Source organism: Acinetobacter sp. YH12200 (genome assembly GCF_013418175.1).
GTDB classification, from domain to species: domain Bacteria; phylum Pseudomonadota; class Gammaproteobacteria; order Pseudomonadales; family Moraxellaceae; genus Acinetobacter; species Acinetobacter pseudolwoffii.
Window position 1 is genome coordinate 112,431 of the sequence record NZ_VPCO01000002.1, and the last position, 11,943, is coordinate 124,373.

Below are 11,943 nucleotides of genomic sequence, written 5' to 3' on the forward strand. Positions count from 1 at the left end.
AAACCCTATAAATGAGCTTAAACCATCAGACTCCGTCATGAATCAAGGTATTAATTTACTCCGCACCATCTGGAACAAACACATAACCCACCCCCCAAACGGTCTGGATATAACGCGCACGCGCCGGATTTTCTTCAACCAGACGGCGTAAACGTGACACCTGAACATCAATCGAACGTTCCATGGCACCCCATTCACGACCACGCGCCAGATTCATCAGCTTGTCACGGGTGAGCGGTTCGCGTGGATGCTGAACCAGAGCTTTCAATACCGCAAACTCACCTGTGGTTAAAGTCACGACTTGACCTTCACGGGTCAATGTACGGGTTGATAAATCCAGTGACCAGGGGCCAAATGAGACCACTTCCATTTGCTGGCTCGGTGCGCCCGGTACTTCACGCACTTGACGACGCAATACCGCACGAATACGCGCCAGCAATTCATTCGGATTAAACGGTTTAGGCAGGTAATCGTCCGCACCGGCTTCAAGCCCTGCAATACGGTCAGAATCGCTGCCGCGCGCGGTTAGCATAATAATAGGCGTATCGATATTGGATTGGCGTAAACGACGACAGATACTTAAACCGTCTTCGACCGGAAGCATAAAGTCGAGCACGATCAGAGAAAACAGTTCCCGCTGTAAAAGTCGATCCATCTGCGTGGCATCGTGTGCAGTTTTCACCACAAAGCCTTTATCTTCGAGAAAACGTTGCAATAGGGTACGCAGACGAACATCATCATCAACAACCAAGATGCGTTCGACTCGGTCTGTTTCGGTATGTACGGCATCGGCTTTTTCAGCAGGTACAACTAAACTCATGAGATGCTCCTTTATTCTTTATTGTCGTCATAAACAAAAAATGAAATATGCTTTGAGTATACGATTCATTGATATTAATTGACTATGCTCTAAAGCACCAAATATTGCAGTTAAAATCAAGACATAGATACCAAATATATACATCTAAATGGACAAAAAATATGATTTGGAGCGAGATAAAAAGCAAAGTTCATGCAAACTATATTCAGAAAAGCTGAAAACTGTCGCACTTCATAATATAAAGTTGAGACAAATTAATAAAAACAATGGTGGATTTTATAGGCCCGGTCTTTATAATCATGCCATTTAGTACTTATCCTTGTGGGATCAAACACGATGACTGACTTAGTTCAGCAGTTGGCAAAAGAACTTGCCGTACGTCCAAACCAAGTTGAAGCTGCCATCAAGCTTATTGATGAAGGTGCCAGTGTTCCTTTTATTGCACGTTACCGTAAAGAAGTAACGCAAGGCTTAGACGATACGCAATTACGTCAACTCGATACGCGTCTATCATACTTGCGTGATTTGTATGAGCGCCGTGACAAGGTGATTGAATCACTCAAAGAACAAGATAAATTGTCTGATGATTTGTTGGCGCGTGTGAATGCAGCTGAAACCAAAAATGCATTAGAAGAAATTTACGCACCGTACCGTCCAAAACGTACCAGTAAATCATTTAAGGCCAAGGAAGCCGGTTTAGGCCCAATCGCCGAGAAAATTTTTGCTGAAGCGGTAGATCCAAGCGACGCATTGGCCGGTTTTAGCCATGACGATTATCCAGATACTGAAAGCCAGCTTGATGCGATCCAGCATATCCTGATTGATGACTGGGCACAAAATATCGCGCTGACCACTGAACTGAAAGCCACTTTTGCCAAAACTGCAGTGCTGAAAAGTTTGGTTGCTTCTGAAGAAAAGAAAGAAGTCGGTAAAAAATTCCGTGATTATTTCGATTTCTCTGAAAACCTGAACAAAGTGCCTTCACATCGTTTATTGGCGATGCTGCGTGGCCGTCAAGAAAACGTCCTGGGCCTGAAAGTGGATGGCGAAGATGCTGCACCATTGGCACGCATTGAGACTGAATACAATTTAGACACGATTCAGCCGCAAGCACGTCAGGACTTCTTGAAGCAAACTGCAAAACTGTTCTGGCTTGGCAAAGTGCGTCCAAGCATTGAACATTCATTGCTGACTGAAAAACGTCTGGCTGCTGAAACAGAAGCCATGAACGTATTTGCTGAAAACTTGCGTCATTTACTGCTTTCTGCTCCTGCAGGCGCGCGCACCACTCTGGGCGTTGACCCGGGTATCCGTACCGGTGTGAAACTGGCTGTGGTGAATGCATCGGGTGATGTGCTGGCGCACAGCACGATTTATCCATTTGCACCCAAAGATGATAAAGCAGGTTCATTGGCTGAACTGGCACGTTTATGCCGCGAGTTCAATGTTGACCTGATTGCAGTGGGTAATGGGACGGCAAGCCGTGAAACTGAAGCTTTAGTGGCTGAAATGATGGCTGCGAACAGCGATCTTAAACTGACGCGTGTATCTGTGTCTGAAGCAGGTGCCTCGGTATATTCAGCATCAGAACTGGCATCACAAGAACTGCCAGAGCTGGATGTGTCGATTCGTGGTGCAGTGTCAATTGCACGCCGTTTACAGGATCCATTGGCTGAGCTGGTAAAAATCGATCCGAAATCGATTGGTGTGGGTCAGTATCAACATGATGTGAATCAGACTGGTCTGGCGAAAACCCTTGAAGCAGTGGTAGAGGACTGTGTGAACTCGGTGGGTGTCGATGTCAACACGGCATCTGCGGCGATTTTGGGTTATATCGCAGGTCTGAATAAATCGATTGCACAGCAAATTGTGGAATTCCGTAAGGAAAATGGCCGTTTTGATAATCGCCAGTCCTTGAAGAAAGTGCCACGTTTAGGCGAGCGTACTTTTGAGCAGGCAGCAGGCTTCTTGCGTATTCAAGATGGTTCTGAGCCATTAGATGCATCTGCAGTGCATCCAGAATCTTATGCACTTGTATCTAAAATTGTTGAAGCGAAAGCGACGACAGTGAAAGATATCATTGGCAATACTGAAATCATTCGTCAGGTCAATGCTGAAGAATTTGCAGATGAGAAGTTCGGTCTGCCAACTATCAAAGATGTTTTAAGCGAACTGGAAAAACCGGGTCGTGACCCGCGTCCAGAATTCCGTACGGCGAAGTTCCGTGATGACATTACTGAAGTTGCGCAATTGTCTGAAGGCATGCAGCTTGAAGGTGTGGTGACCAATGTCACTAACTTCGGTGCATTTGTCGATGTCGGTGTGCATCAAGACGGTTTGGTACATATTTCTGAACTTGCCAATGAATTTGTCGCGGATCCGCATAAAGTGGTGAAACCGGGTCAAATCGTGCAAGTGCGGGTCTTGAATGTGGATGCTGAACGTAATCGTGTGAACTTATCGATGCGTCCTGAAGGTTCTGAAGCGCCGGCAAAAGCACCACGTCAGCCACGTCGTGAAAACAATGAACAGCGCGGTGAGCGTAAGCCTCAAGGCAAACGTCCACAGCAAGCGCGTCCGCAAGGTGAGCGTCCTCAGGGCAAGAAACCTCAAGTGGCTAAACCACAAGAGCAAAAAATTGGTGGTTTAGGCGCATTGTTATTACAAGCAGGGATTAAAGGTTCAAAGTAATCTTTAATTGCTAAAAGAAAACCTCCCATCGGGAGGTTTTTTTATATCTGATTTTTATGAATTGATCATCGGTACAATCCAGCTGGTAATAATCAGCAAAATACCCAGATGCCCCATTTTTCGTGTCACATAAACCAGTTTCGACGGTGGCTGTTCCAGTCGTTTGGCATATTCTTCCATGGTAATGCCTGTTTTGGTTTTACTGCTAAATAAAAACACGCCCAAGTCAATACAGATCAGAATCGTACCAATATCAGCGACCAGCTCCATCAGGACAAAATCTTGGTTATACAGCGACATGCTCACGCTATAAGTCAGATAGACGGCAAAGGCCAGACACAGGTATTGCAGGACCACTAAAAACTTCTGCATAAATCTCAACAGTTCACAAAATGAAGGCAATTATACAAATAATCGGGCACTCTCGGTCAATTACAAGCCTTTCATGACCTCAGCAAAATTTTGCTTCTCGACCAGTTCCAAAAATTCATCGCCTAAACGCTGACTTTCAGCAATACAGGCTTTCCATAATTTGATCCGCTCTGCCTGATCTAGGCCCTTCAGGGTAAAATCCTTACGATCCGGTAAGCGGCCTAAAGGCAAACTTTGCAGATAGTCCTGCGATGGAGAAAGCAACAAGGTGCGTGCCTGATTTTCCGGATTTGAGGTACGTTTAAATAACTTGTCAAACCAGCCGGGGGTAATGCTGTCAGTAAAATGTGGATAGAGCACAATGCCTTTGCTCTGAAAGGGCAGGTCAATGTGATAGTCAATCAGGCCACCATCGCGGTAATAACCCTGCGGTGCATCCGGAATATTGTTCACCGCTGCCATTACCCCGGGAATCGACGCCGAGGCCATCAGCCAGGACAATACACTCTGCTCGGTCAGGGCATGATAATGTGTAGTAAATCCATCTTCCGCGATTTGAAATTGTTCCCCCATATTCGGCTGGCTAATCACACGCTGCATAAAATGACGGCTGTGTTTACGTGCAACAGCAGTCGTTCCGACGATTCCGGCTACAGAAGCCAGTAAAGGCAGCGCTTTGTCACTCTGGAAAATGTGCTTGGCTTTAATTGAAATCACAGCGAGATGATAATCCGGATGATTGACCAGATCATTTTCCTTGCCTTGTACCAGGTCGAGTAGCATGCCGCGGCAAACTTCGCTGACCTCCTGGCGGGTCATTTTTTTATGGAAATAAAGGTTGGTATACAGCTCAGCTAAACGCTCGGTTCCCTGTTGAGCCCCATGTGCAGCCATACTGGCAAAACGCCAGCTACCAATCGAGGAACCAACGAGAGTACGCCGTTGTGGGGCACGTGGGAAAAACTCGCCAAAAATTGCCTGATCCAGACCCTGAATCCCGATTCCTTTTGGGCCACCTGCAGCACCGGGGATAATATCGACCTGTTCAGGTTGTAATCCTTGTTGCAGAATCAGCTCACGTGCCAGATGGCCAGCACGAATCGTCAGCGCAGGCGCCCGTTTTTGTAAAATCTGTACCATGATTCAACCCATACCAGCCAAGTGTGTGCTTATTTTAATCGATGCGTCTTTAGACCCAATGGCAAGATATGTCCTAAGGTGACTTGAGAGTCATGGCATCGGGTTGATGTAAGTGTGCATGAATTCTTTATTGCGTAAATTTAAAAAAGGTAGATTAAATGAAATAATCAAAAGCGTGGTTATAGGATAGCTTGGCCAGTAAAAAGCATGAATTAGAAAGAAACTACCTGCAATACCTATCCATATTTTTAAAGCTAGTATTAGCTGTGTTTGTCGTAGACAGAATAGAAATAACAACGGAAGCAGGTTAAAGCTGACAATGAGCCAGAAATAGTCACTATGAATCAGGAGGTAGAATGTGGTATTGGCAGCAGAGGACCATGCCAGCCAATGGGCTGTTTGGTTGATATAGAAAAAAATATCTATCCATGTTGGGAAGCTGTAAAGTAGTGCAGTGAGAAAGGTTTTTTGTCTATTCTGGCGATACAGTGCCCATAAAAAACTATATTTCATTTGGATATTCTTGTTTTATTTTTTCAATAATTTAAGCATAAAAAAGCCTGACGAATCAGGCTATTTAAAAAATTATTTCGCAATTCGCCAGACGGCAAGAACACTCGCTAGCACAATCAGAAGCACCGACACAAACCATGGTGAAATAATCGCAATCGACAGCAGAATGGCCATGATACTGCCAAACATCCAGCTACGTTTTTGCTGAAGTTCCATTTGCAGGCGCATGCTTTGCAGTTCATTGAGCTGTTTGGCATGCCAGGCTGACTGGTTTTTCAGACCGTTCAGGCTATCAATCATCAAGGTTGGTAGATCCTGTGCCCCTAATAGCAAATCCGGAATTTTTTGTCCCAGTTCTTTCAGGTTTTTCTGCGGATTCATTTGTGCCTTGATCCAGTCCGTCAGGATCGGTTTGGCCAGACTCCAGATATCCAGTTCCGGATACAGGTCGGTTCCCAAGCCTTCGACATGCACTAGTGTTTTGAGTAGCAGCATCAGTTGCGGTGGAATTTCCAGATGGAAACGACGGGCAATGTCCATCACTTCAATCAAAATACCGGCAAAATCCAGCTCATGCATTGGTTTAGAGACCATCGGCCCGACACTGCGGCGCATTTCACGAGCCAAAGCATCCTGATCGGTACCCGGTGGAATCCAGCCAGCTTGATGCACCACCTGAATCAGTTGCATGAAGTCGCTGTTCATGACCGCCAGCAGCATGCGTGCTACGGTCATCTGGTCGTGTTTGGACAGCTCACCCATAATCGCGCAGTCCAGCGCAATAAAGCGCGGATTGCTCGGATTGATGGTTTCGACAAAGACATTGCCCGGATGCATGTCGGCATGGAAGAAGTTATCGCGGAATACCTGGGTAAAGAAGATGGTCAGGCCTTTACGCGCCAGATCGGCACGATCCATGCCGAGTCGGTCAAAGGTCGCGATATCTGAAATCGGTACTCCGGTAATGCGCTCAGCCACCAGCACATCTTTGCTGTCCATATACACTTCCGGCACGTACATCATGCTCGAGCCGGTAAAGTGGTGGCGCATGCGGCGGGTATTGTCCGCTTCCAGGGTCAGGTCCAGCTCATTTAAAATGATCTGGCGGTAATCCTGAATGATTTCAGATAAATGTAAGGCACGCGCTGCTTCGAGACGTTTTTCCAGAAAGTCCCCCAGCCATTGCAGAATTTCAAAATCCTGCAAAATCTGCTGGCGAATATTCGGACGGGTCACCTTGACCACCACTTCACGGCCATCATGCAGGGCAGCGGTATGAACCTGTGCAATCGAGGCAGCAGCCAGAGGCTGGGTGTCAAAACGGGCAAACAGGGTATTCACATCGGCTTTCAGTGATTCCTGGATGCGCATCTTGGCCACGTCATTGTCAAAGGGCTTGACCTGATCTTGGAGCAAGACCAGTTGCTGTAACAGTTCAGGTGCAATCAGGTCGCGACGTGTAGAGAGTAACTGACCCATTTTAATGGCCAGCGGACCCATTTCCTCTAAAGCCAGTTTTAGCTTGAGCGGGTTTTTACGTTCACGACTGGACCAGGCCGCCGGATGCATGCGGATCAGAGACAGAATATGCCGGGCTTTTTCTGGTAATTCTTCCGCAGGAAACAACGTGTCGAGTCGATAGTGCGCGGCGATGCGCCAAAGTTCGAGTAAACGTGAAACATGCGGAATCATAAAGCGGCGTACCTAGTCTTGAGTAGAGTGATTTGAAGCATCGATCTGGGTATGAAGCTGCTGGATTTTCGCTTCAACCCGATCTAGATTTTGATTCAGGATCCGGGTGTCCTGATTCAGGTCATCCATTTGCCAGCGTGGGGCAAACAGACCGCTGTCTTCTTTTAGGGCATCTTCGGCAAAGAACAGCTGGCTTTGCAACGTGCGTTTCAGTTGCTGAGGGAGCAGTTGCAATTTGCCAATTTCATGTGCCAGTGCAGGGCCAATCCAGGGGCTTAAATGCGCCGCCAGATCCAGCTCGGCCTGTTGCATGATGCGCTGGATTTCCTGCAATAACTTGTAGTCACCTTGCAGTGGAATATTGCCGACTTCATCGGACAGCAGCAGCTTGAGTAATTCCACCACATTGCTGACCTGCAAGGTTGCAGTCGCTTCGGTGACTGTAGATGAGCCAGCATCAAATGGACGCTGTTCAAAGATTGAAGATGCTTCACTATGACCAGTCGCGGTCGGCTCCAGACGAAGCTTGTCTTTATCAAAAAACACATCGACCGAAAGCTGCGGCGAAGCAATCACCACCCGCAGCATTTTACCAGACAAGGCATTTAACTGGATGCGGGTAATCGCATCCAGATCAATGACATGGTGAATCACGCGTTCAACAGCACCGAGTGCCAGAATTGACCACATAGGGAATGAACCTTAAAGTTTAAAACCGCGGTGAACTGCAACAATCCCGCCAGTCAGGTTGTGATAGTCACAATTCTGGAAGCCGGCATTTTCCATCATGCCTTTTAAGGTGCGCTGGTCTGGATGCATACGAATCGATTCAGCCAGATATTTATAGCTTTCAGAATCATTGGCAATGATTTTACCCATGATTGGCAAGGCTGTGAATGAGTACAGATCGTAAAGCTTAGAGAATGGCTCAAATACCGGTTTAGAGAATTCCAGCACCAGTAAACGACCACCTGGCTTGAGTACGCGATACATCGATGCAAGTGCGGCATCTTTATCAGTCACGTTACGCAGACCGAAAGAAATCGTCAAAAGATCAAAACTGTTGTCTGCAAATGGTTCTAAGGTTTCAGCATTGGCCAGTACGAAATCGACATTGGTACAGCCGGCATCGATCAGACGGTCACGACCGACATTCAGCATCGATTCGTTAATATCAGACAGCACCACATGACCGGTCGGGCCCACTTCACGGCTAAACACTTTGGCCAGGTCACCGGTACCGCCGGCAATATCCAGCACCTGCTGGCCACGGCGTACACCGGACATATTGATTGCAAAACGTTTCCACAGACGGTGAATCCCGAAAGACATCAGGTCATTCATGATGTCGTATTTGCTGGCCACCGAATGGAACACTTCAGCCACTTTCTGGGCCTTTTCTTCGCTGTTTACGGTTTGATAACCAAAATGTGTGGTTGAACCCACGTTGCCGGTATTGGCACCGCGTGGCAGGTTATATTTCGGCACCGAGCCTGTGACTGGCGTATCAGTCAGGCGTTGTTCGAGGGATTGTTGCTGACCTTGCGGCGTACCTTGTGGAAGAGGTTCAGTTAAGAATGGGCTCACTTTGTCTGTCTGTTGTGCCGACTCAGGGGTAGGGGTAGGCGTTGTATTTTCATTCGACATTGGAGTCACTCCTAACATATCAATCGGGTTAATCTTGCATTGTCTGCATCATGACAGATTCTAAAGGCTTATTCAGCAATCATGATGCAATTGTTATGAATAATATACAGAAAAATGTGTGCTTGGCAGAAATACTGCGCTGCTATTTATTGAAATGGCAACGCATCGCCAGAATGCACTTTCTCAATAATCTGGCGTTCGGTTGCGGTAAATTCACGGACAAATTTTTCTGCCGATTTCAGCGGCTTCATGGCCAGGAAACCATCCTGCATAAACGCATACATCACTTGAAAGTTATATTTATTGGCCGCGCCTTTACACATCTTGAAGGCCGCATAGACCACGAAGGAGCGCATGTATTTATCCAGACTCATACCGAGCTGATCCAGCAAGGCCAGTTGTTTTAACCGTGCCTGACCCTGATCCAGTTTGAGATAGGTCAGGCGCATCATCTCATCGGTCAGTGTTTCATGCGGATGATAATCCTGTAATAACTGAATCGCGACCTGCTCATCCAGCTGTACCGCTAGAATCGCCAGTTCTACACCCAATGTCCCGGTTTTGATGGCATTTTCAGGAATCACTTTTTCTGCTTTATGGGCATATTTCATCAGCCGGGCAATCTGTGCTGCCAGTGCATCAAATTCGGCACCACCATAGAGACGGTTCAGGAAATATTCGGCCATCAACTGATTGGGTTTTTCCGCAAAATGCGCGCGATGAGTTCGCTGCATGCGAACTTTCTGCCAGGCCTGTACATCCTGTAAACGGCTCAGAATGTCCGGTTGGGTATGATAGCTCAGCTGATAATAATGCGCTAACAGATCATCGAGAACGGCAAGTTTGGACATGAGATTTCAATTATAGTTTGAGAATGCAAGAATCTTAGAGGCTGCCGGGCAATCCTGCTATGACAAATTGAACAGAGATCGGGCATTTGTCTGTCAATCTGTTGTTTAAATAGCCAATTTAATCGTGTGAAAAACGTTGCCAGAGCTATTTTTGCGCCAAAACTCATCGTTATACTGCAAACAGAATAAAACATCAGGGTTGAAGATACGCATGGAACAACCACAATTTCAGTTAATGGATGAAGATCAGTTATCGGTCGAGCTGATTGATGCTCAATATGATTTAAAAAAAACACGCGGCCAGAAAAATGCCAAAAGCCTGTTGATTCTGGTCAACGGGATTGAGCTGGCCGGTAAGGGTGAAGCGGTCAAGCAACTGCGTGAATGGGTCGATCCGCGCTATTTGCGCGTGAAAGCAGATGCACCGCAAGTGGCCGGGCCTAAACAGACTTTGTGGCAGCCTTATGCGCGCTTTATTCCGGCCGAAGGACAGATCATGGTCTTGTTTGGCAACTGGTACAGCGACCTGCTGAGCAGGGCTATGCAAGCTTCAGATCCGATCACTAATGCACAGTTCAATCATTATCTGCAAGAGATGCAAGCCTTTGAACAGGACCTGAAAAATAATCATGTCGATGTGGTCAAGGTCTGGTTTGACCTGTCCTGGAAAGCCCTGCAAAAACGGCTGGATGCCATGGATCCGAGTGAAGCGCACTGGCATCAGCTGCATGGTCTGGACTGGCGCGACAGAAAACAGTACGACACCTTGCAGCGCTTGCGTCAGCATTTTACCGAAGACTGGTTCATTATTGAGGGTGAAGATGAACAGCAGCGTGACCAGCAATTTGCCCAGCATATTCTGGGTGCTCTCAAGCATTGCCCCAATCATCCGGCCAGAGCCAGTGGACGATGGAAACAGGCCAAGATTCCCGAACTGTTAAAACATCCTGCCGAAACTCGAGCCAAGGCAGAGGATTACAAGCCGGAGCTGAAAAAATTAACAGCTAAGGTGGCCAAGGCGATGCGGTCCGATCCGCGGAATGTGGTGATTCTGTTTGAGGGCATGGATGCTGCTGGAAAGGGCGGCGCGATCAAGCGCATTGTGAAAAAACTGGATCCGCGTGAATATGAAATTCATACCATTGCCGCACCAGAAAAATATGAGCTGAGCCGTCCCTATTTATGGCGCTTCTGGACCAAACTGCAAAGCGATGATGATATCTGTATTTTTGACCGTTCCTGGTATGGGCGGGTGCTGGTAGAGCGGATAGAAGGTTTTGCCAGTGCCGCAGAATGGCAACGTGCGTATGCGGAAATTAACCGTTTTGAGCAAAGTCTGGTCAAGCATCAAACCGTGGTGATCAAACTGTGGCTGGCCATTTCCAAAGATGAACAGGCCGCACGTTTCAAGGCACGCGAAGATACACCGCATAAGCGTTTTAAAATTACTGAGGATGACTGGCGTAACCGGGAACGTTGGGAGGATTATCTGAAAGCGGCAGCCGACATGTTTGAACGTAGCTCGACCGATTATGCGCCTTGGCATATTATTGCGACCGATGATAAAAATACCGCACGGGTCGAGGTGTTAAAGGCCATTTTAAAACAGCTTCAGGCAGAATAATCTGCCTGAAGTAGCACGGGCTCAGCTGTTTAAAATATTGAGCTCAAATGTGCTTAACCTTGAGCGACCTGTTTTTGCTGGATATTTTTAGCCGCACGGTAGCATTCCTCGACATGGGCTTCGGCAATTTTTTTCATGACAAAATAGCCCAGACTGGCGGCAATCAATTGACCACCCAGGGGAATGAATTTTGTCACTTGCTTTGTGATCACTTTCGCTGCAACATTGTTCAAAGATTTTTTGACAGCAGTTCGCGCGACCACCAGACCAGAAAATTCTACGCCGCGTTTACGCAGCTCATTCCAGTGCACCTGACGGGTTTTGGGATCATAGACACTGATCTGATCAGGCGCCAGTCCGAAGCGGGCATTGATCTCGGGAATCAATTGCGACAAGATGCCGATGTCAATGACGACATCCATAAACGGCACTGGAATAATGGCGGCACCCGCAGAATAGTAGGCACGTTTTTTGGTGAGTTCCAGGCACTCGGCACGAATTTGTTCCAAATCTAAGCTTGGATCGATACGTTCAGGAATTTTATCTAATTTCATGGGCACTACCTAAGCTCTATGTTGTTTTTTTCTATGAAA

General features: G+C 47.1%; 11 protein-coding genes. 2 read left to right on the plus strand and 9 right to left on the minus strand.

Annotation, left to right across the window (positions count from 1 at the left end; genetic code table 11):
• Positions 1-55 precede the first annotated feature (55 nt).
• Positions 56-820, minus strand: a complete 765-nt coding sequence (ompR, locus tag FTU90_RS02105) for a two-component system response regulator OmpR (RefSeq protein WP_004278590.1) — start codon at positions 818-820, stop codon at positions 56-58.
• A gap of 336 nt (positions 821-1,156) precedes the next feature.
• On the opposite strand from ompR, the gene FTU90_RS02110 reads away from it, so the two are divergent.
• The gene (locus FTU90_RS02110; protein ID WP_180071887.1) at positions 1,157-3,511 is read left to right on the plus strand and encodes a Tex family protein; all 2,355 of its coding nucleotides are present in this window, start codon (positions 1,157-1,159) and stop codon (positions 3,509-3,511) included.
• 54 nt (positions 3,512-3,565) lie between these two features.
• On the opposite strand, the gene FTU90_RS02115 is transcribed toward FTU90_RS02110, so the two are convergent.
• The 7 genes from FTU90_RS02115 to FTU90_RS02145 form a co-directional block, all read right to left on the minus strand.
• Entirely contained in the window at positions 3,566-3,883 is a 318-nt protein-coding gene (locus FTU90_RS02115) for a hypothetical protein (RefSeq protein WP_180071888.1), read from the minus strand.
• Positions 3,884-3,943: 60 nt separating this feature from the next.
• A complete protein-coding gene (locus FTU90_RS02120) occupies positions 3,944-5,023 on the minus strand; it encodes a patatin-like phospholipase family protein (RefSeq protein ID WP_159138683.1) in 1,080 nt (359 codons plus the stop codon).
• Between the two features lie 90 nt (positions 5,024-5,113).
• A complete protein-coding gene (locus tag FTU90_RS02125; RefSeq protein ID WP_159138684.1) occupies positions 5,114-5,536 on the minus strand; it encodes a hypothetical protein in 423 nt (140 codons plus the stop codon).
• A 72-nt stretch (positions 5,537-5,608) separates the two neighbouring features.
• Positions 5,609-7,228: an AarF/ABC1/UbiB kinase family protein gene (locus FTU90_RS02130; protein ID WP_005095319.1), complete on the minus strand. Its 1,620-nt coding sequence runs from the start codon at positions 7,226-7,228 to the stop codon at positions 5,609-5,611.
• Positions 7,229-7,240: 12 nt separating this feature from the next.
• The gene (locus FTU90_RS02135; protein WP_159138685.1) at positions 7,241-7,918 is read right to left on the minus strand and encodes an SCP2 domain-containing protein; all 678 of its coding nucleotides are present in this window, start codon (positions 7,916-7,918) and stop codon (positions 7,241-7,243) included.
• Positions 7,919-7,930: 12 nt separating this feature from the next.
• Positions 7,931-8,875 carry a bifunctional demethylmenaquinone methyltransferase/2-methoxy-6-polyprenyl-1,4-benzoquinol methylase UbiE gene (ubiE, locus tag FTU90_RS02140; protein ID WP_005095322.1) on the minus strand — a complete coding sequence of 315 codons (945 nt, stop codon included), beginning with the start codon at positions 8,873-8,875 and terminating at the stop codon, positions 7,931-7,933.
• Positions 8,876-9,021: 146 nt separating this feature from the next.
• On the minus strand, positions 9,022-9,726 hold the full coding sequence (locus tag FTU90_RS02145) for a hypothetical protein (protein WP_100329316.1): 705 nt from the start codon (positions 9,724-9,726) through the stop codon (positions 9,022-9,024).
• Between the two features lie 205 nt (positions 9,727-9,931).
• Between FTU90_RS02145 and FTU90_RS02150 the strand changes: the two genes are divergently transcribed.
• Positions 9,932-11,350: a phosphate--AMP phosphotransferase gene (locus FTU90_RS02150; RefSeq protein ID WP_159138701.1), complete on the plus strand. Its 1,419-nt coding sequence runs from the start codon at positions 9,932-9,934 to the stop codon at positions 11,348-11,350.
• 53 nt (positions 11,351-11,403) lie between these two features.
• Here FTU90_RS02150 and FTU90_RS02155 read toward each other — a convergent pair whose 3' ends face one another.
• Positions 11,404-11,904: a hypothetical protein gene (locus FTU90_RS02155; protein WP_005095328.1), complete on the minus strand. Its 501-nt coding sequence runs from the start codon at positions 11,902-11,904 to the stop codon at positions 11,404-11,406.
• Positions 11,905-11,943: the final 39 nt, after the last annotated feature.

Bases quoted from the DNA above. Each gene is read 5' to 3' on its own strand.
- ompR (WP_004278590.1), bottom strand. From the start codon at position 820: ATGAGTTTAGTTGTACCTGCTGAAAAAGCCGATGCCGTACATACCGAA.
- FTU90_RS02110 (WP_180071887.1), top strand. From the start codon at position 1,157: ATGACTGACTTAGTTCAGCAGTTGGCAAAAGAACTTGCCGTACGTCCA.
- FTU90_RS02115 (WP_180071888.1), bottom strand. From the start codon at position 3,883: ATGCAGAAGTTTTTAGTGGTCCTGCAATACCTGTGTCTGGCCTTTGCC.
- FTU90_RS02120 (WP_159138683.1), bottom strand. From the start codon at position 5,023: ATGGTACAGATTTTACAAAAACGGGCGCCTGCGCTGACGATTCGTGCT.
- FTU90_RS02125 (WP_159138684.1), bottom strand. From the start codon at position 5,536: ATGAAATATAGTTTTTTATGGGCACTGTATCGCCAGAATAGACAAAAA.
- FTU90_RS02130 (WP_005095319.1), bottom strand. From the start codon at position 7,228: ATGATTCCGCATGTTTCACGTTTACTCGAACTTTGGCGCATCGCCGCG.
- FTU90_RS02135 (WP_159138685.1), bottom strand. From the start codon at position 7,918: ATGTGGTCAATTCTGGCACTCGGTGCTGTTGAACGCGTGATTCACCAT.
- ubiE (WP_005095322.1), bottom strand. From the start codon at position 8,875: ATGTCGAATGAAAATACAACGCCTACCCCTACCCCTGAGTCGGCACAA.
- FTU90_RS02145 (WP_100329316.1), bottom strand. From the start codon at position 9,726: ATGTCCAAACTTGCCGTTCTCGATGATCTGTTAGCGCATTATTATCAG.
- FTU90_RS02155 (WP_005095328.1), bottom strand. From the start codon at position 11,904: ATGAAATTAGATAAAATTCCTGAACGTATCGATCCAAGCTTAGATTTG.